At 31.2% G+C, this 20,213-nt stretch carries 21 protein-coding genes and 2 tRNA genes; 2 read left to right on the forward strand and 21 right to left on the reverse strand.

Annotation, left to right across the window (positions count from 1 at the left end):
- Nucleotides 1–33 precede the first annotated feature (33 nt).
- From KA856_RS10305 to KA856_RS10390, 18 genes are all read right to left on the reverse strand, one after another.
- Nucleotides 34–107: transfer RNA gene (locus KA856_RS10305), tRNA-Gly, on the reverse strand.
- 33 nt (nt 108–140) lie between these two features.
- Nucleotides 141–223: transfer RNA gene (locus KA856_RS10310), tRNA-Leu, on the reverse strand.
- A gap of 350 nt (nt 224–573) precedes the next feature.
- Nucleotides 574–1,026 carry a SprT family protein gene (locus KA856_RS10315; protein ID WP_107386319.1) on the reverse strand — a complete coding sequence of 151 codons (453 nt, stop codon included), beginning with the start codon at nt 1,024–1,026 and terminating at the stop codon, nt 574–576.
- Nucleotides 1,019–3,169, reverse strand: a complete 2,151-nt coding sequence (locus KA856_RS10320) for a Tex family protein (RefSeq protein ID WP_210138661.1) — start codon at nt 3,167–3,169, stop codon at nt 1,019–1,021. The genes KA856_RS10315 and KA856_RS10320 overlap by 8 nt, the downstream gene beginning before the upstream one ends.
- A gap of 144 nt (nt 3,170–3,313) precedes the next feature.
- Nucleotides 3,314–4,084 carry an RNA polymerase sigma factor SigB gene (gene sigB / locus KA856_RS10325; RefSeq protein ID WP_107384537.1) on the reverse strand — a complete coding sequence of 257 codons (771 nt, stop codon included), beginning with the start codon at nt 4,082–4,084 and terminating at the stop codon, nt 3,314–3,316.
- Nucleotides 4,059–4,541 carry an anti-sigma B factor RsbW gene (gene rsbW, locus KA856_RS10330; protein ID WP_019468013.1) on the reverse strand — a complete coding sequence of 161 codons (483 nt, stop codon included), beginning with the start codon at nt 4,539–4,541 and terminating at the stop codon, nt 4,059–4,061. Before rsbW ends, sigB begins: the two co-directional genes overlap by 26 nt.
- Nucleotide 4,542: 1 nt before the next feature.
- Complete coding sequence (locus KA856_RS10335; RefSeq protein ID WP_019468012.1) at nt 4,543–4,869, reverse strand: anti-sigma factor antagonist; 327 nt, start codon at nt 4,867–4,869, stop codon at nt 4,543–4,545.
- A gap of 68 nt (nt 4,870–4,937) precedes the next feature.
- Complete coding sequence (locus tag KA856_RS10340) at nt 4,938–5,939, reverse strand: SpoIIE family protein phosphatase (protein WP_107384538.1); 1,002 nt, start codon at nt 5,937–5,939, stop codon at nt 4,938–4,940.
- 343 nt (nt 5,940–6,282) lie between these two features.
- Nucleotides 6,283–6,645 (reverse strand): type II toxin-antitoxin system PemK/MazF family toxin, encoded by a 363-nt coding sequence (locus KA856_RS10345; RefSeq protein ID WP_019468010.1) that lies wholly within the window; start codon nt 6,643–6,645, stop codon nt 6,283–6,285.
- Complete coding sequence (gene mazE, locus KA856_RS10350) at nt 6,642–6,812, reverse strand: type II toxin-antitoxin system antitoxin MazE (protein WP_019468009.1); 171 nt, start codon at nt 6,810–6,812, stop codon at nt 6,642–6,644. Before mazE ends, KA856_RS10345 begins: the two co-directional genes overlap by 4 nt.
- 87 nt (nt 6,813–6,899) lie before the next feature.
- Complete coding sequence (alr, locus tag KA856_RS10355) at nt 6,900–8,048, reverse strand: alanine racemase (RefSeq protein WP_210138662.1); 1,149 nt, start codon at nt 8,046–8,048, stop codon at nt 6,900–6,902.
- 105 nt (nt 8,049–8,153) lie between these two features.
- Nucleotides 8,154–8,504 carry a holo-ACP synthase gene (gene acpS, locus KA856_RS10360; RefSeq protein ID WP_107384540.1) on the reverse strand — a complete coding sequence of 117 codons (351 nt, stop codon included), beginning with the start codon at nt 8,502–8,504 and terminating at the stop codon, nt 8,154–8,156.
- Between the two features lie 35 nt (nt 8,505–8,539).
- Nucleotides 8,540–9,031, reverse strand: coding sequence for a PH domain-containing protein (locus KA856_RS10365; protein WP_210138663.1), 492 nt, complete (start codon nt 9,029–9,031; stop codon nt 8,540–8,542).
- A complete protein-coding gene (locus KA856_RS10370) occupies nt 9,024–10,529 on the reverse strand; it encodes a PH domain-containing protein (RefSeq protein ID WP_107384542.1) in 1,506 nt (501 codons plus the stop codon). Before KA856_RS10370 ends, KA856_RS10365 begins: the two co-directional genes overlap by 8 nt.
- Nucleotides 10,522–11,001 (reverse strand): PH domain-containing protein, encoded by a 480-nt coding sequence (locus tag KA856_RS10375; protein WP_107384543.1) that lies wholly within the window; start codon nt 10,999–11,001, stop codon nt 10,522–10,524. Before KA856_RS10375 ends, KA856_RS10370 begins: the two co-directional genes overlap by 8 nt.
- A gap of 224 nt (nt 11,002–11,225) precedes the next feature.
- Nucleotides 11,226–12,743: a degradosome RNA helicase CshA gene (cshA, locus tag KA856_RS10380; protein WP_107384544.1), complete on the reverse strand. Its 1,518-nt coding sequence runs from the start codon at nt 12,741–12,743 to the stop codon at nt 11,226–11,228.
- A gap of 398 nt (nt 12,744–13,141) precedes the next feature.
- Complete coding sequence (locus KA856_RS10385; protein ID WP_210138664.1) at nt 13,142–14,497, reverse strand: UDP-N-acetylmuramoyl-tripeptide--D-alanyl-D-alanine ligase; 1,356 nt, start codon at nt 14,495–14,497, stop codon at nt 13,142–13,144.
- A gap of 12 nt (nt 14,498–14,509) precedes the next feature.
- Entirely contained in the window at nt 14,510–15,580 is a 1,071-nt protein-coding gene (locus KA856_RS10390; RefSeq protein WP_210138665.1) for a D-alanine--D-alanine ligase, read from the reverse strand.
- A gap of 259 nt (nt 15,581–15,839) precedes the next feature.
- Between KA856_RS10390 and KA856_RS10395 the strand changes: the two genes are divergently transcribed.
- Nucleotides 15,840–17,027, forward strand: a complete 1,188-nt coding sequence (locus KA856_RS10395) for an FtsW/RodA/SpoVE family cell cycle protein (RefSeq protein ID WP_107384547.1) — start codon at nt 15,840–15,842, stop codon at nt 17,025–17,027.
- A 436-nt stretch (nt 17,028–17,463) separates the two neighbouring features.
- Here KA856_RS10395 and KA856_RS10400 read toward each other — a convergent pair whose 3' ends face one another.
- The 3 genes from KA856_RS10400 to csoR all read right to left on the reverse strand — a co-directional run bounded on the left by KA856_RS10400 (nt 17,464) and on the right by csoR (nt 18,376).
- On the reverse strand, nt 17,464–17,604 hold the full coding sequence (locus KA856_RS10400) for an Lmo0850 family protein (RefSeq protein WP_002482742.1): 141 nt from the start codon (nt 17,602–17,604) through the stop codon (nt 17,464–17,466).
- 257 nt (nt 17,605–17,861) lie between these two features.
- Nucleotides 17,862–18,068 (reverse strand): putative copper chaperone CsoZ, encoded by a 207-nt coding sequence (csoZ, locus tag KA856_RS10405; protein ID WP_107384548.1) that lies wholly within the window; start codon nt 18,066–18,068, stop codon nt 17,862–17,864.
- A gap of 14 nt (nt 18,069–18,082) precedes the next feature.
- Nucleotides 18,083–18,376 (reverse strand): copper-sensing transcriptional repressor CsoR, encoded by a 294-nt coding sequence (gene csoR / locus KA856_RS10410; RefSeq protein ID WP_107384549.1) that lies wholly within the window; start codon nt 18,374–18,376, stop codon nt 18,083–18,085.
- A gap of 141 nt (nt 18,377–18,517) precedes the next feature.
- Here csoR and cls point away from each other — a divergent pair, with 141 nt between their 5' ends.
- Nucleotides 18,518–20,002: a cardiolipin synthase gene (gene cls, locus KA856_RS10415; protein WP_107504822.1), complete on the forward strand. Its 1,485-nt coding sequence runs from the start codon at nt 18,518–18,520 to the stop codon at nt 20,000–20,002.
- Nucleotides 20,003–20,213 lie beyond the last annotated feature (211 nt).

A 20,213-nucleotide genomic window follows, 5' to 3' on the forward strand; every position in this document is an offset into this window, starting at 1 on the left:
TCAGTTTTCAATGTTCATTTTAAAATTTCTCAATGGAGCGGGTGATGGGAATCGAACCCACAACATCAGCTTGGAAGGCTGAGGTTTTGCCATTAAACTACACCCGCATATTTTTATAAATGATATGTAAAGTATTTTGATGCGGCCGAGAGGACTTGAACCTCCACGGGATAAATCCCACTAGGCCCTCAACCTAGCGCGTCTGCCATTCCGCCACGGCCGCTCGGTTGACGCTAAAAACTTTCGTTTATCAAGTTAACGTATTTCATTGTAATATGTTTGAAATGTTTTGTCAATAAGTTTTTAAAATTTCTTTAACAAACTTAATAACTCCTTCATTTAATTTCATATTATTTTCGCAACGTTTAATATCATATAACATAAATTATACAACGTCAACACATACAAATAATAAATTAGAGTAAATATTCATTTTAAGGTGTTTTGTCCACTTAAATACACAATGTTCATATAAATTTGGTTACTTTCATTTAAAAATATCAAATGATAAGTGATTCATAATAAAAAGAGAGTTGAAAAGTATCAACTCTCTTTTTAATTAAATTCACGATTTTAAACACGTTTTTTTTCTATCAGTTTACCTTTACAACGTCCACAAAACATCTTATTTATATTTACTTTTCTTATTCTAGTATATTTCGCACCACAGTTTGAACATTTATAGATGTATCTAACCCTATCTTCATAACTTTCAATTGCTGAACAAAATCTCGGAGAACCTGTCTGTGCACTTAACACCTTGAAATCTTTATCTCTATGCTTATATCCCTTTCCTTGAATATGAAGATGGTAATGACATAATTCATGTTTAATAATATCAATAACGGCATTTTCTCCAAAAGCATCATATTGTTTTTCATTTATTTCTATATTGTGTGTGTTTAGTATATAACGGCCACCTGTTGTTCTAAGTCGTTTATTAAAATAAGCGCTGTGTTTAAAAGGCCTTTCAAAAACTGTGATAGAAATATACTCTGTCAATTTTTGTAGCTTTTCATTATCCATAAGGATCAATCATAGTTAATGAAACTTTCCCTTTCTTGTCATCGATGTCTAATATCCAAACATCGACAATATCTCCAACGCTGACAACCTCCATAGGATTTTTAACAAATTTCTTAGATAATTTTGAAATGTGTACAAGTCCATCTTGTTTAACACCTATATCCACAAATGCTCCAAAGTCAACGACATTTCTTACAGTACCACTTAATTTCATATCTTTTGATAAATCTTCTATTGATAAGACATCTGATTTTAAAATTGGTGTCTCAAATTCATCACGAGGATCTCTATTAGGTGCAATTAATGATTTGATAATATCTTCAAGCGTTGGTTTTCCAATGTTTAGTTTTGCAGCCATGTTAGTCAAATCCACATGATTTAATGCCGCTTTCAAATCATCATTTCCTAAATCTTCTGCACCAAAACCGATTTCATTTAACAATTGATAGGTTGCGTGGTAGCTTTCTGGATGAATTGATGTATTATCTAAAGGTTCATTGCCATTTATAATTCTTAGAAAACCAATACTTTGTTCAAATGTTTTAGCACCTAATCTTTTAACTTTGGCAATATCCTTATTATGTTTAATAGGTCCATTTTCTTCACGATATAAAATTATGTTTTGAGCTATAGTAGAAGACAAACCAGAGACATATTGCAGTAATGAACGTGAAGCCGTATTTACATCTACCCCCACTTGGTTAACAGCTGTTTCAACAACAAACGTTAACGCGCCTTCCAATGCTTTTTGATTAACATCATGTTGATATTGACCAACTCCAATTGATTTTGGGTCGATTTTCACAAGTTCACTTAATGGATCTTGCACTCTTCTTCCAATCGAAACAGCACTACGTTCTTCTACTTGAAAATCTGGGAACTCTGAACGAGCGACTTCTGAAGCTGAATAAACGGAAGCTCCAGCTTCGTTAACAATAATAAATTGTGTTTTTAATTTATGTTTCTGAATCATTGAAGCTACAAATTGTTCTGTTTCTCTACTAGCAGTACCATTGCCAATAGCAATTAAATCAACGTCATAATTATTTACAAATTGAACAAATGTTTTTTCCGCGTCTTCTTTTTTATTTACTGGTGGATGGGGATATATAACTCCCTTAGCAATAAAAGTTCCAAAAGGATTTATTATAGCCAATTTACACCCTGTTCTAAAAGCAGGATCCACTCCTAGAATTTGTTTACCTTTCATTGGTGGTTGTAATAAAAGATTTCTTAAATTCTCACTAAATACATCAATAGCATGATTTTCAGCTTTTTCCGTTAAATCCCCTCTAATTTCCCTTTCGATCGAAGGCATAATTAATCGTTTTAAACTATCAGAAATCGCATTTTCAATGATATTCGAACCATCGTGATGATATATTACTTCATACTTACGAATAAAATTTTCAATTCCCTGAATATCCATTTCTACTTTGACGGTTAATATTTTTTCTTTTTCTCCACGATTGATTGCTAATGTTCTATGGTTAGCAATTTTCTTTATTGGTTCTGAATAATCGTAATACATTGAAAAAATTTCTTGTTCATCTTCAGCATTCTTTTTCTTTTGTGTAACGATTTTCCCGTGTTGGAAAGTATCTTTAAGAATTTTAGTTCTATATTTTGGTTCATCTGAAATTTTTTCAGCGATAATGTCTTGTGCACCTTGTATTGCTTGTTCTACATTTTCTATTTCTTCATTTAAAAATTGTGTTGCTTTTTCTTCTATTGTCATGTCTAAACTAGAGCTTTTAAGCCATTTTGCAAGAGGTTCTAAACCTTTTCTCTTAGCTTCCGTAGCTCTTGTTTTCTTTTTCTGTTTATAAGGTCTATATAAATCTTCAACTCTTTGTAGCTTAGTTTGCTTTAAAATGTCAGTTTTTAATTCTGTAGTCAATAGACCTTGTTCTTCAATATTATGTATAACTTCTTCTTTTCTTTTTTGAAGATTGACCATATATTGGTACTCATCATTAATTTGCTTTATTTCTACTTCATCCAAACCGCCAGTCTGTTCTTTACGATAACGCGCAATAAATGGTACCGTATTTTTTTCTTCAAGCAAAGTTAATACTGCATTTATTTGTTTACTTGAAAATTTATATTTTTCTTTTATAGATTGTATTAAATTACTATCCATAGTATCCTCCACTCATAAATAAAAAAATTAATTACTATTACTAATATATTCTAACATATTACGTAATATTGATTCTTTTTATAAAAGTAAACGAAGTATAAAAAAGCAGAATTCATTAAATGAATTCTGCTTTTAGCATGTATTTTATTGATTTGCTGCTTCTTGCAGTTTTTTTATAGCCGTTCGTTGTAAACGAGATACATGCATTTGACTTAAACCTATTCTTTCACCTGTTTCTTTTTGACTCAAACCTTCAATAAATGTGCACTGTATAATTTCTCTTTCACGCTCAGACAAAATTGGAAGTATTTTTTCTAATATCATACGCTTTTCTGTTAAATCATAATTATCATCTTGTTGCCCCATAATATCTAATAGTGTAACAGTCGAGCCATCTTTATCCGCTTCTATGGAATGGTCTACACTTAAAGCATTGTAACTTTGCCCCATTTCCATAGCTTCGAGCACATCTTCTTCATTGACTTCTAACCTATCAGCAATTTCAGCAATAGAAGGTGAACGCTCTAACTCATTTGTTAACTCATCAGTAACTTTCTTAATACGGGGTCCGATTTCTTTAATTCGTCTTGGAACGTGCACACTCCACGTTTTATCACGTAGATAACGCTTAATCTCACCAATTACAGTTGGTACTAAAAAAGCTTCGAACTTTCTATCAAAAGATAGGTCGAATCGGTTAATTGCGCCAATTAAACCAACCATACCAACCTGAACGAGATCTTCGTGATGAGATTGACCTTTTGAATATTTATATGCCAATGATTCAATCAACTTTTTATAATGTTTAACAAGTTTATCTTGTGCATCTGTATTCTCATTATTTTGATGCTCCATTATCCACTGGTTGATTTGTTCAGGTGATACGTCATTAACTGATTTCGACTCTCTCGCCATTATTTCGCACCTGCTCTTTTTTTATATACTTAATCATACTAATGGTTACACCAGAGTTTTTATCTACTGTAACTTCATCCATTAAAGATTCAATTAAAAATAAACCAAGACCTCCTTCTCTAAGGAAATCTATATTTTCATTATCTTTGTATGGTCCTAATTTTGCTTTAGTTTCTTCATAATCAAAACTTTCACCTTGATCGGAAATAACTATTTTAATTTTATCATCGAAAATTTCAAAACAAAGGTTAATCATACCTATATCTGTAGCATCGTTTTTATATGCATGTTTTACTGCATTTGTTACTGCTTCACTCACTGCTATTTTGGCATCTTCTATATCGTCATATGAAGCTCCAGCACGAGAAAATACACCTGATAATGTCAAACGTATTAAGCTTACATACTCTGCTGATGCTGGTAAACGCATTTCTATATAATCTTGTTTAAGTTGCATGTTATTCGACCTCCGTTCCTTCATTAACATGCATCAAATCTTTTAAACCTGTGATATCAAATAGTCGACTTATTCGATCTGAAGCACCTAATATATATAATTCTTTATCATTTTGATTTAAAGCTTTTAATGTTCCTACAAATAGCCCTAAACCAGTTGAATCCATATAACTTACATTTTCCAAATTTACATATATGTCATGCGTTCCCTCTTGTCTCATCGGCACGAGTACCTCTTCAAGTTCTGGAACAGTATAAACATCTAATTCTCCGCCAACTTTGACTTCATAATGTGTATCATGTGATATTGTTTCAATATTTAGATTCATAAATTACACTCCTAAGCATAGTCTCATTAATAACCGTTATACCCTTTTATTTTAATCATTAATCTTCTCTAATTCACTCTTTTTATAATCAATATTGTTAAATCATCTCTTTTTTCTGGATTCTGTATTTTTAAAATTGCCTCATATAAAAGTTGAACGATATCTTGTGGATGCATATGTTTATACTTTTTTATCATGTCGAGTAGATAACTTTTATCTAAAAAGTCGCCTGCTTCATTTCTAACTTCAGTGACACCATCTGTAAAAATGATGACTAAGTCATCTAAATGAACTGGTATTTCTTGCTGATTGTATCTTGTTTGTTGGCTGACACCTAAAACACGACCTCTCACTTTAATTTCTTCGAATGTTTCAGTTTCAGCTCTATAAATATACCCCGGTTCATGGCCGGCAGAACTACAATATAACAAGTGATTTAACTCTTCATATAATCCATAAAACATCGTTACGAACATATTTTGATTCACATTTTTTTCTACTACGCGATTCAATCTTTTAAGCCCATCGCTTGGCAATTGTGAATGTCCATATGAATCCATACCAAATTTGATCATACTCATAGCTAAAGCAGCAGGTATACCTTTACCTATAACATCTGCTACCGCAAAGCTCATTGTACCATCTTTATGATCTATTAAATTAAAGTAATCACCGCTCACCTTTTGCGCCGCTACAGAAATTACACCGATTTGTATACTATCAAATTGAGGAATATCAGTCTTAAGCATAGTTTGTTGTAAACGAGATGCTAAGTCGATTTCTTTATCATGATATTGTAATCGATTTACAAGATCTTGATAATCTCTATAATTATAGCCAAATCCTTTTACTACCTCTTTAAGCACATTGAATGTTTGAGTAATTTGTTCATTATCTAACTCTAAGACTTGAACATAATTTTTATGAATTTCAACGATGTCTTCAGGTAGTAAGTCTTTTCTTTTCACTTCTTCAGTAAAGCCTTCACACTTTTTTAATAAATCTGTCTCATTTACTGTGTGTAGACTTTCGTCAATTAGCGCTTTATATTGATTTTTGAACTCTTTCACTCAGTATTTCCTCCTCAAAATGCAAATATAAATCGCATACATCGGTTTTAACATGAATATATTCTGTTATATGTATGTGTATTAAATGATTAAACAAGCAATACAGTTTTTATTTCTAGCAAAACAAAATATTTTTAAATATATGATTTACGTTGATATCGAAAAAAGCTTTAGGATAACCTAAAGCTTTTCAACTTAAACATCCTATTCAAAAATATTTGATTACAAACACATGATATGTTTTCTCTGTTCTATTTCAAATTATCTTGCGATTAAGTGTTTGTTGCATGTATAAGGAATTGATGTCTATCATTCGTTATTTTATTACGCTCGCTTTTAAAAATTATGTTCTATGATTTCTAATATTATGTAAACCTAGACTAATATCTATAGCATTATTAACTTCTTGCATTTTTTCTTCAGATAAATATGTCAGCTTTTCTTTTAATCTATTTTTATCTAAAGTCCGTATTTGCTCTAACAATATAACAGAATCTTTGTCGAGTTTATACTTGCTTTTTTCTATTTCTACATGTGTGGGTATTTTAGCCTTATTAATCCTACCTGTAATTGCAGCTACAATTACGGTAGGACTATACTTGTTACCAGTATCATTTTGTATAATGACTACGGGTCTTATTCCCCCTTGTTCAGAACCCTGTACTGGTGACAAATCAGCTAAATAAACGTCTCCTCTTCTCATCATTCATTGTTATTCTTAGATATAATGTAGACTTCATTGCAATCGCAAGCTTCACATTCAAATGGAAATGCTTCCGCCGCAAGGGAGAGATTCAAGTCAGCCATTTGAGAATAGCCTTCTTTTAAAAGTTGTTCAATACTATGATTTCTGTTTTGATTAAAACTTGCCATGAATAAAGACCTCCATGTGACTAAAATAGAATATATTGAGATTTCTTGTTAGATATATAATAACAAATTTTAAATACAGTGACTATACTATTTTAGTAATTCATTGAGGATTTCTAGGTCTTGGGTACCATAATATATACGTGGTAACCTTCTGTTTAAACGACATAAAACTTCATAATTGATTGTATGTTGTTGATATGCCAGCGCTTCCACAGATTGTTGACTGTCTGAATGATGATCCAACAATATCACTTTATCTCCTGTTTGAATTTCTTCTGGAATTTTAATAATTATTTGATCCATGCAAACTTTTCCAATAATTTCACATTGTCTGCCATTAACATTGACAGAAAATCCGGTCATCATTCTTGGAAAACCATCTGCATATCCAACGGGAATGATACCTATTTTTGTAGGTTCTGTTGCTGTATAAATACTGCCATAACTTACAGATTCTCCATGTTGTAAGACTTTTGTTTGTACAATTTCACTAATCCATTGTGCGCTTGGTTTTAAATGTATTTTCACACTGTCTTTGACATATCCTGAGGGATAGTAACCATATAATGATATACCCACCCGTACTGTATTACAGAATTGGCTATCTTTCATCAATGCACCTGCAGAATTTTGTGAATGTATATATTGTGGTTTTTCATCTTCTTTTACAATTGATTCAAATAAACTTTGTTGCTGATTCATCGATTCTCCAGGTTCATCTGCACATGCAAAATGTGTAAACACGCCTTCAAATACTAAATGCTCATGATTATTAATCAGCTCAATAACTTCTTTGTACTCATTTGTATCTTTAATACCTAATCTTCCCATACCAGTATCTATTTTTACGTGCAACCATAAATCTTTGTCGTTATCTACTGGAATTTCTTCTAATGCTTCAACTAACCATGCTTTTGATGGAACAGTAATGGCTACACGGTGTTGTATAGCTTTATTTATATTATATGTAGGTATAACTCCCAGTATTAAAATTTTGGCATCTATACCGTGCATTCTTAATTCTATCGCTTCATCTAAAGTTGCTACGCCAAAAAAATCAGCCCCATAATCCATTAGATGACGCGCTATTTTCACACTACCAAGCCCATAAGCATTTGCTTTTACGATTGGCATCACCGTTTTATTTGGATGTAATTTTTGAAAAACCTGAAAATTTGCCACAATTGCATTTAAATCTACGTTTAAATAGGTGGATCTATAATACTTATCAGTCATGAAACGAGACCTCCATTTCAAAAAATAAAATTACGCTTTGACATACATTAAGTTAAGTTTATAACAATTAAATAGAGATAGCCAAATCTTTATATTAAAATAGTTTTATTTTTCTATAATGACTTGACTCATCGCGTAATGTTCTGTGTGTGTAATACTTACATGAACTGTAAAACCATCATAATTTATACATGGTTTACCAAGTTCATCATTAAAACAGTCAATTTCATTTAATGCAATCTTTTTTCCGAGTCCGGTACCGAGCGCTTTGCTAAAAGCTTCTTTACAGGTAAACCTTCCCGCTAAAAATTCTATTTTACGAGCTTCGCTTTTAAACTGGTGAAAGCAATTTTGCTCATTTTTTGACAGAACACGTTCTACTAATTTGTCTTGTCTGTGGTAAAGTTTTTTTATTCTATCAATTTCAATTAAATCAATGCCAATACCATATATCATTAGCTGCTCCTAACTTTCTATGACAAGTATTTATATTATAAACTTTGTTGCATAGAATGATTACCATTTTTTATTTCTTGCTTTAAAGCATTTGCTTTATTTTTGTCAATTAACTTTATTTCAGTATTCCCACCAGCTGTAGACAAGGTTAAACTCGCTAAATTATATTTTCGCATTAAGATACCTTCACGTGTATCTACATTTTGAATACGAAACAAAGGGATGTTCACTACATTAACAAACCACAAACCATTTCTAACCGTTATTTCTTGGTTTTCTAGCTTATATCTAAATATTTTATATCTATAAATTGGTGCTATAATCCCACCAACAATTATAACAATTAATGCAAGTGTGATATTTATCGTCCATAACCAAAACAATACTTTAGAGCTTATGAAATGTAGCCATATTTTATCAATTATTGTAACAATTGATAAAATTAAAATTAATAGGATTACTGTAATTATAGAACTAATACGCATTATTGTTTTACCAGATTTATCCATATAACTATATTCATTCATCAAAATCACCTCTCAAATACCACGACTTTAGTTTCTCCACATTAGTAACCTCACTATATTTCAATCCTATTTCTGCGCTACCAGCAGCTTTAGCAATTATAAACTTAAAGTTCGATAGACTACTACGAATTAGAAAAGGATTTTCTGACATTTGCATCCCTAATAATTTATTGTGTTTAAAGTATGTGCTTTTAAAGCCAAACATGGTTACATTCCGTACAACTAATTCATCACGATTTAAGTTTAAGCCTGAATACTTAATAACGATAAAGCTGTGAAGAATCATTAATAAAATTAAGCACCCTGCAATGACAAACGACCAGACAGACCAATAATAAGTAGCAATCGCTGCACCGATAAGTAATACAAGTGACTCTCTCCAAAAATATCTATGAAACCCTCTCCAAGGCATGCCTAGTTTCGGTTTAGTGAACTTCATGTCTGGAATAAGTTGCTTTATAAGTTCAAATGCTTTTTTTCTCTTAATAAATGGCAAGATCATAACATTACCACCTAGTGTAACATCATCTTTATCTAGACTGTCCATGTCACTGGTAATAACGAAATGAATTGAAGTATAGCCGAATAACTTCCTTAAAAATGATTGACGTTCTACGATTGCTTGCACTCGGTCAGTGGGTACAGTAATGCTTTTAACATTAAACAAACCATATTGAATATTTAATTGTGTACCTTGCTGCGTAACCGTATAATTGAAATTTCTTATTATCTCAATGACAGTTCCAAAAATATAACTTGCTACAATGACCAATACAACAATCATTAAAATAATCATAAACGTAGCTTGAAAGATTTCAGAAAATGTATCTGTAATTTTGTCCCAAGGTATAATGTCATTAAGTGCAAACATAATTGGTGAAAGTGTTGCAAAAGCTACACCAATTACACCACTCGTTAAAGCCATAAATAAAAGTTCTTTAAAATTTAATTTATAGATATTAATAGCGGGTGACTGCATATTTTGCTCTTTTTCAGTATCCTGCTCTGCAAACGAACTATCAGTGTCACTGATTTCGCTATTTTGAGTTAAGCTTTGTTGTTTTTCTTTTAAGGTTTGCTGGATAAAATCACTTTGCTTTTTTGATACAGTATCTAACTCTATACCATCACTTGGTGTTTTAATTTGAAGTATTACCCCACCAACAATTTGATTAATAATACCTTGTGAGGTATCTAGCGTTTGAATTCTCCGTATATTTAACTCTTTTTTTTCTTTGCTAAAAATACCTGTAGCCAAGATAAAATGATCATTTTCAATCCAGTACCTAGTGTTATAAACCTTTAATATTTGTAATACAAACGAGATTAAAAAAATAATAGTAACAATTCCTGGATAAATATATGATTTATAATCAGTAAAATCAAAGTTACGTAAATTAAAAACTAAAAAAATGATAATTAAAATAATATTTTGTTTAATCGCTTCTATTATTCCAGTAATATAAGAAATTGGATGTAATTTTTGAGGACTATACATCGTAATCAGCTCCTCGTAAGTATTCTAAAATGTTATGTTCAAATACTTCAATTTCCTTTGTTAACATCAATGGGAAATCGAGTGAATGTCCAGCTGTCATCAAAGTTAGCTTTGATATATGTAATTGTCTTAATAATGGATTGCTTTTTCTTTTTAAAAATTGTGTACGCTCAAATTTAACAATTTCATACTTTTTAAAAAATAATCCCTTTTTTATTTCAATATAGTGGTCTTTTACACAATAAAATGTGTATTTATACTTCAACCAAGGTCTTAATAGCATATAGATAACATCAAATAGTATTATTGCAATAAATATGTAAATTAAAAAATGCCACCAATTATAATGACTCCATAAAAACACTAATGCCACCATAAATATTAAACTAACAATCAATTCAATAACTTCAAGTATGTAATAATATCTCATTGCTTGCTTAGGGCTTCGCCTAAATTGTTGGTCGTTAGTCATAATTACACTCCTTAATAAAATTTTTCAATTCATTATAACATAGCGATATGCTTGCTTCATTATAGTCTTAGAACTAGATGATCATTCAAATAGTTTCTAATTGTTTTTATAGTTATATACATTTTCTAATCGTTTTTAACACGTCTGGGTTACTTTAAGATATAAAAAAGTCACCCCAATAAATTGGAGTGACTAAACCTAAAATTCATATATGATAAAGTATTTTATTTTTTATGGTCGGCGAATGTGCGACCCTTCATTGATTTTTTGTTGTTTCTATCTGATGATCTATCATTTTTCTTTTTATTGTTGAAGCCGCCTTTATTTGGACGACGATTTCTGCTATCGAATTTGCCGCCACCACGTTTATGGTTTCCACCGCCACGTTTTGGTCCACCTTTACCTTGACGACCTTTGCCTCGAGATAATGGTTTTTCAAATGTTAATTGAACATCAACTTCATCGTTTGATTCAACTAACTCTTGTAGTAATGCTGCTACTAAATTCACATCATTATATTCTTCAAGTAATTCTGTTGCAATACGCTCTAATCTTGGTTCGCTATCTCTTGACATCCAGTTTTGAACTTTACCTTTAATGTCGTCTTCACGTGCTTTAAGCACTTCTTTACGATGAGGTGGTCTCAATGCTGTCATTTGTCGTTTGTTTGCTTGTTCAATTTGACGGATATAATCCATTTCAATTGGGTTAACAAAAGTGATTGCTACACCTTTTTTACCAGCACGACCTGTACGGCCAATTCTGTGTGTATAACTTTCTGTATCTTGAGGTATATCAAAGTTGTAAACATGACTCACGCCAGATATATCAAGGCCTCTTGCTGCAACATCTGTAGCAACTAAGATATCCAATTGATCGTTTTTAAATTTTTTCAATACTTCTAAACGTTTAGCCTGTGTGATATCACCATGTAAACCTTCAGCTTTATAACCTTTTGAAATTAACGCACTTGTTAGTTCGTCAACACGACGTTTAGTACGACCAAAAACAATTGCTAACTCTGGTTGATGTACATCTAAGAAATTTGTAAATGTATCAAATTTTTCTAATTCTTTTACAATTGTGTAATATTCATCTATTTGAGGATCTGACATCTCATTATTCATAGTTTTAACAATTTCTGGTGATTTCATAAATTGTTGCACTAATGTTTGAATAGCTTTTGGCATTGTTGCTGAAAACAGCATTGTTTGACGTTGTGATGCTGGTATTTTATCCATAATAAATTTCATATCATCAATAAAGCCCATATTCATCATTTCATCAGCTTCATCTAATATTAATGTATGAATATCGTTTGTTTTCAATGTACGACGATTTAAATGATCGATAACACGTCCAGGTGTACCTACAACAATTTGTGGTCCCTTTTTAAGTGATTTAATTTGACGATCTATTGGCATGCCACCAAATACAGTTACTATTTGTACATTTTGACCTGTCGCAAACGTTCTAAGTGATTCAGCAACTTGCATCGCCAATTCTCTTGTTGGTGCTAATATTAATGATTGAACTCCATCTTGTCCTGCCACTTTCTCAATAAGTGGAATACCAAAAGCGCCTGTTTTTCCTGTACCTGTTTGCGCTTGACCAAGAACATCCTTACCTTCTAAGGCAAGAGGGATACTCTCTTTTTGTATAGGAGTGGCCTCATCGAACCCCATTGATACTAGGGTTTCTACCGTTTTATCTGAGATCCCTAATTCTTTAAAATTTTGCAATATAATTCTCCTTTATTTATCTGTATTTCTCTACATATATGTTCATCTAAGTTTCTTCAACTTCTTTATAGTACCACCTCAAGTCTATAATCGCAATAAACCAAATTTATTATAATGGTCTAAATTTCCACATTTATAATCACATTACACTGATAAAATACTGTGATATATAGGTTGTAAGCGTTTAATTTTATTTTTCGGTATTTATTTTTTTCTTTTGAAAAAAATTTGTAGATTAATTTATCTTGATAATTATTAGCAATTTTCAAATATTTAGTAACTTAAATATACTGATTCAAGTTATTAAATATTGCTACATACTATTTTTTAAACAAACAAAAAATAAAACACCACTATTTTCATTATTAAAAGTGATGAAAAATGTGGTGTCTATAATTTTAAATTAGTGCTTCTACAACTTCTTCTAATTGCATCCCTCTTGAACCTTTTATTAATATTTTATCTTGTGGTTCAATATTTGCTTTTAATGACTTAATCAATGCTATTTTATCTGTATAGTGTTCCGCGGACTTTACAAATGTTTTACCTGTATGATGAATGTGGGCCGCTTCTTTTCCATAAGTATATAACGCATCGATTTGTTTATTAACTAAATAATCTCCAACCGCTTCATGCATTATTTGGCTGTCAGGACCCAATTCTAAGACATCACCCAATACAAGTATTTTTCGGCCTTCCATACTACTGAGTGTATCAATTGCCGCTTTCATGCTAGTTGGACTAGCATTATATGCATCATTAATAACAAGTATACCTGAATCAGTATGATGTTGCTCCATTCTCATACCTGTGAGTTGAACATCTTGAATATTTTGATATATCGTTTCGTAAATCAGATTCAATCTTTTACCAACAGCAATAGCTATAGTCGCATTTTTCATATTATGTTCACCTAAGATAGGTAATTCATAATTTTCAGCTCCATTAATATTAAAAACAATACCTGTATCATCTATATTGTCAATTTGACAGACCAAATCATTATTTTCTTTTTTACCTATACTGATTAAATCTAAATCCACTAATTTATCAACATGCGGCTTTAATAATGGTTCATCACCATCATAAATAAATAAGCCATGAGGTTTAAGGCCAATTGTAATTTCGGATTTAGCTTTCGCTATACCTTCACGCGATCCTAAATCTTGCATATGTGATTCACCAATATTAGTAATGATTGCAATATCTGGATTAACTAATTGTGATAATGCTTCAATTTCATGAAAACCTGACATACCCATTTCTAAAATAGAAATTTCTGTGTCTTGATCTAATTGCAAAATGGTTAATGGCATACCGATTTCATTGTTATAATTTCCTTGCGTTTTTTTCACTTTGAATTGAGGCTTCAATACACTTTCAATCATATCTTTAGTCGTTGTTTTACCGTTAGACCCAGTAACAGCAATCACATGCGGATTAACAAACGCCAAATATGCTTTGGCTAATTGCTGCAATGCTTCCAATGTATCATCTACCCAAATAATCGGACCGGAAATTTGAGGATCTAATACACTGTCTTTCTGATAAAATGCTGCACCAGCACCATCTTTCAATGCTTGATTCACAAATTTATGTCCATCTACGTGTTCTCCTTTAAATGGAATAAATAAATTTTGTTCGTCAATTTTTCTTGAGTCTATAGAAACACCTTTAATTGTGTAATCTAAATAATCATTATTAATCTCACAAGGAATCCATTCTTGGATTTGTTCTAAAGTTACTTCAATCATGATTTAACCGCCTCAGTCAATTTTGTATTTATTTTTCTTTTTATCTTCGTGTTTTTCTTTTGCTAATTCAATTAATTTACTTATGAGTTCTGCATAGCTGACACCCATATTTTCCCATAAACTTGGATACATACTATAAGCAGTGAAACCAGGCATTGCATTTGTTTCATTAATAAAAATTTGATTATCTTCAGTTACAAAGAAATCTGCACGTAATAATCCTGAACAATCGGTTGCTTTAAAAGCTTCTACAGCCATATTTCTTACAGTCATTTTCACTTCATCATTTAAGTCAGCTGGAATATCTAATTTGATTTTCCCATCTTTATATTTAGCTTTATAATCATAAAAGGCAACATCTTTAACTACCTCGCCAGGCCATGTCGTTTCAGGATAATCATTACCTAAGACAGCAACTTCAATTTCTCTAGCATCGATGCCTTGCTCAATCACTAATTTACGATCGAATTGAAATGCTTCTTCTATACCTCTTTTTAATTCTTCCTCATCGTTACACTTACTAATACCTACGCTTGAGCCTAAATTCGCAGGTTTCACAAATACAGGGTATTCTAACTTATCATGTACTAATTTAAGAATATTGTTTTCATATTTTTGATATTCGCTTCTTAAGAAACTTACATAGGGTAACTGAGGTAATCCTCTATGTGCAAATAGTTGTTTCATCACAAGTTTATCCATTGAACTTGAGGCTGCTAACACACCATTACCAACATATGGTATATCTAATACTTCAAATAAACCTTGAATTGTCCCATCTTCACCATTCGGTCCATGTAATAATGGGAAAACTGCACTATATGCTGTGCCTAGGCTTCCTTCATTCAATAATTTGGAAATTTCTCCAGCAGGAACTTCAACTAATCGTAACGTATCTATGTCATCTATAGGATCTACGATATTTTCTTTCTTTTTCCAATCACCATCGTTTGTTATGTAAATAATGTCCACTTGATATTTTTCTTTATCAATCGCATTTAAGACATTTTGTGCTGTTAATATTGAAACATCATGTTCAGCACTTTTACCTCCATATACGATACAAACATTTTCTTTAGCCATATTTTAGCCTCCATATAGAATTCTTAAACTACATCATATCACGATTTATTAGCATTTTGCATTTGTTATGTAGTAGTAAAATCATTGTTTTTTATTAGTATATTGAAGTTTTTTAAGTATTTAAAGTGAAAACTTTAAATACTCGCATAATAATTATTTAAGTTTTACATACCCTACTTCTAGCAAAATCGTATAAAGTTCGGTAAAATCTATATATACTACATATTATTGAAATAATAGTTTTCCAAAGGAGTAAGAAATGAATACTTCACGTCAATCAAAAAATAATCATTGGATCCGAAAAATAGACTGGATTTTAGTTGGCTTCATCGCATTATTCGCTATCATTAGTATTACATTAATTAGTTCTGCTATGGGTGGAGGCCAATATAGCGCTAACTTTAGTATACGTCAGATATTATATTATGTTTTTGGAGCAATCATCGCATTGTTAATAATGTTAATTTCACCTAAAAAACTTATGAAATATACATATTTACTTTATATTATACTTTGTTTCTCATTGTTATTATTACTGATTATTCCAGAAACTCCCATCACACCGATTATTAATGGAGCAAAAAGTTGGTATACATTTGGTCCAATCAGTGTCCAACCATCTGAATTTATGAAAATAGTTATGATTTTAGCATTAGCTAAAATTGTAACAAAACATAATCAATTTACTTTTAACAAATCTTTAGAAACTGATTTTAAATTATTCTTTAAAATTATCGGTATAGCCTTTATACCAATGGTACTTATATTATTGCAAAATGATTTAGGTACGACACTAGTTATTTTTGCGATTATTATCGGGGTTATGATAATCAGTGGAATAACGTGGAAAATACTAGCCCCTTTATTAATAGGTGCAGTCGTTATCGCGTCGACAGTAATATTATCAATAATTTATAAACCTTCTATTTTAGAAAATAGTTTCGGCATTCAACCTTATCAATTAAGCCGTATCAATTCTTGGCTCGATCCTTATACTTATAGTAGTGGGGATGGATTTCATTTAACTGAGTCACTTAAAGCGATTGGATCTGGTCAATTATTTGGAAAGGGATTCAATCAAGGTGAAGTTTATATTCCAGAAAATCACACTGATTTTATTTTCTCGGTTATCGGGGAAGAATTTGGTTTTATAGGATCTGTCATTTTGATATTGATTTTTCTAGCGTTTATTTTTCATCTAGTACGACTTGCTACTAAAATAGAATTACCATTTAGTAAAATTTTCATCATTGGATTTACGACTATGATACTATTCCATATCTTAGAAAATATTGGTATGACTATTCAACTATTACCAATTACTGGTATACCATTACCATTTATTAGTTATGGTGGTAGCTCATTATGGAGTTTAATGTGTGGTATAGGTGTTATATTATCAATTTATTACCACCAATCTAGACAATATACAACACAAAACAAATAAATACTTATCTCAAACTGTCGACAAAGTCTCCGACTTTGTCGGCAGTTTTTTGTACACGCTTTCCGCGGGCACTGCCTTAGCCTGTAGTCTTCGGCTAGTGCGATTCCGCAGGTGTCGGCTCAAATCACTGCCAATATTATACGAAAAATATTATAATATATATAAATTAAACAGTGGTGGTGTTTATTTTGTTGAATAAATCAATTGATAAAAGATAGATCAAGATGTTTCCAACGCTTTTATTTATGAATTTGAACTTACCATTCAATCACACGCACTAAATGAGCTATGAAGCAATCTAATTTATTTAAAATGATTGCTTCTGTCCAACCATTTAAGACTGGCTGTCAATATAACAATAAGAGGCTGAGACAATAAATTTGTCTCAGCCTCTTAAATTTTGCATATATGCTTTATTCTTAGTACGGGTAACTCACTATTTCAATTCGTTAGCGGCTTTCACAGTCGTTGGTAAAGTATGCATGACTTCTAATCTTGATTTAGTTTTCTTTATGTTTACCCCTAATGATGATAATAGTTTAACTACATTTTGAATCTTTTCGTTATCTTTACTCATATCATCACTCCTAACTTCTAGCTTCTATTCTATTTTACCCTATTTATTTACAAATTACTACATGTTATTGAAATTTTCTTTATTTTTATAAAATAATTTTTGTTTTATTACGTAGTTTTAAAATTTTCACTTAATAATTATTTTAACTATTAAAATTCAAAAATAGAATATAAGTTAGTGCGAGTTTATTGATAATTTCATACCAATCTTATATGACATGATATGCGTAAGATAACATTTCAATAGCATTGGCAAACTTAATATAAAATTTCAAATCCTAAATCATATATGTCTTTTTCTAAATTGTTTAAACTCGCTGGTGTTTCAAATTCTATAAACACTTGAGCTTTTTCAATATCAACTAAGACATGGTTCACACCGATGATTTGTGATAATTTATTTTCTATTTGAAGCTTATCTTGTTTATGGTTTATTTTACTTAAATAAATAATTTGTGATTCCATTAACGTCACCTGATCTAGTCTTTCATTAACTTTTGAAAAGTCACTAATAACTCATCCATCGCTTCTTGTTGTTCACCTTGATTTACTTTATCCATGATACAACTTTTCATATGATGATCCAACAGTTTCGTAGCAACACTGTTAAGTGCTGATCTTGTTGCTCTTATTTGTGTAAGTACATCATCACAATATACATCTTCATCTACCATACGATTGATTGCTCTCACTTGTCCTTCAATGCGGTTCAAACGAGATTTTAAATTTGATTTAATTTGTTCAGAATGATGCGCTTTTTGCAATTCGGCCATGGTTCAACGCCTCCTCTTAATATAGTTTTTATAATATACCCCTGTCAGGTATTAGTCAAGTGATAAAAACGTGGTACCATGTTACAATGATTAAGAATTTATCAATTGTAAATTAATTGAATAGCAATTTGGAGGTTTAATATGATAGATATTTTTGCTATAACTTACAACCATACGAACGTCATCATTAATGTCATTCTGATTGGCGCATTTATATTAAACCTAATCTTTGCATTTACAATTATCTTTATGGAGCGACGATCTGCAGGTTCTGTTTGGGCATGGATATTGGTTTTGGGTCTTATACCTATTTTAGGTTTTATCGTATATTTACTTTTTGGTCGCCAAATCCAACGAGAACATATCTTTAGTTTAGATGAAGAAGATAAAGTCGGCATTGAAATGATTGTAAATGAACAACTAGAAGCCTTGAAAAATGACGACTTTTCTAAAGGCAATCATCAGATCGTGAAATTTAAAGATATGGTGCAAATGTTATTGTATAATAATGCGGCTTTCTTAACTACTGATAATGATATAACCATTTTTGTAGATGGAAAAGAAAAATTTGATTCACTCATTGAAGATATATATAATGCCAAAGATTATATACATATTCAATACTATATTTTCCGTAATGATCATTTAGGAAAACGAATATTGACAGCATTAGAACATAAGCTTAATGAAGGTGTCGAAGTGAAAATGCTTTATGATGATATGGGCTCTAGAGGTTTATCAATTAAAGACTTTAAAGCTTTTAGAAAAAAAGGTGGACTCGTAGAAGCATTCTTCCCTTCTAAATTACCATTAATCAATTTGAGAATGAACAACCGTAATCATAGAAAAATTGTTGTTATCGATGGACATATCGGTTACGTAGGTGGTTTTAACGTCGGTGACGAATATTTGGGACTTAAGAAAAAGTTTGGCTATTGGAGAGATACACATCTCCGTATTGTTGGTGATGCTGTTAACGCTTTACAACTACGCTTTATGCTAGACTGGAACTCACACTCAACACGTGATAACTTAAAATATGAAGAACGCTATTTCCCAGATGTAGATTCAGGTGGCACAACCGGTGTACAAATTGCTTCAAGTGGTCCTGATGAAACGTGGGAACAGATAAAATACGGTTATTTAAAAATGATTGCTTCTGCAAAGCATTCTATTTATATACAATCGCCATATTTTATACCCGACCAAGCATTTCTAGACGCTGTTAAAATTGCGTCATTAGGTGGCGTGAATGTTAATATCATGATACCCAATAAACCGGACCATCCTTTTGTTTATTGGGCAACATACAATAACGTTGCTTCTTTATTAGATGCTGGTGTGAATATTTTCCACTACAATAACGGGTTCTTACATTCTAAAACTCTTGTGATTGACGATGAAGTTGCCAGTGTTGGTACAACAAATATGGATCACCGTAGCTTCACATTAAACTTTGAGATAAATGCATTTATCTATGACACACATATAGCTAAAGCTTTAAGAGTGGCTTTTGAAAATGATTTAAACGTTTCTTATAGACTAACGAAAGCATTATATGAACAGAGAAGTTTATGGGTCAAATTTAAAGAAGGCATCTCAAGATTATTATCCCCTATTTTATAGAATAATTAGTAGTCCGAGGCTTATCATATGTCTCGGACATTTTTAATCTTAGTAATTGTACGTGTCTAAAATATGTTTCTTTATATATGAATTTTTAAAGTATATACATACTTTTGGGTCATTCTTATGTATCCATACGGCGTTTTATCTTAGAAAATCTTAAAAATTTTGATTTTTTCTCACTACTTGAACATATTAAAATATTTTTCAA

The sequence above is a fragment of the Staphylococcus sp. GDB9P120P genome, assembly GCF_017893435.1.
Classification (GTDB): domain Bacteria; phylum Bacillota; class Bacilli; order Staphylococcales; family Staphylococcaceae; genus Staphylococcus; species Staphylococcus cohnii.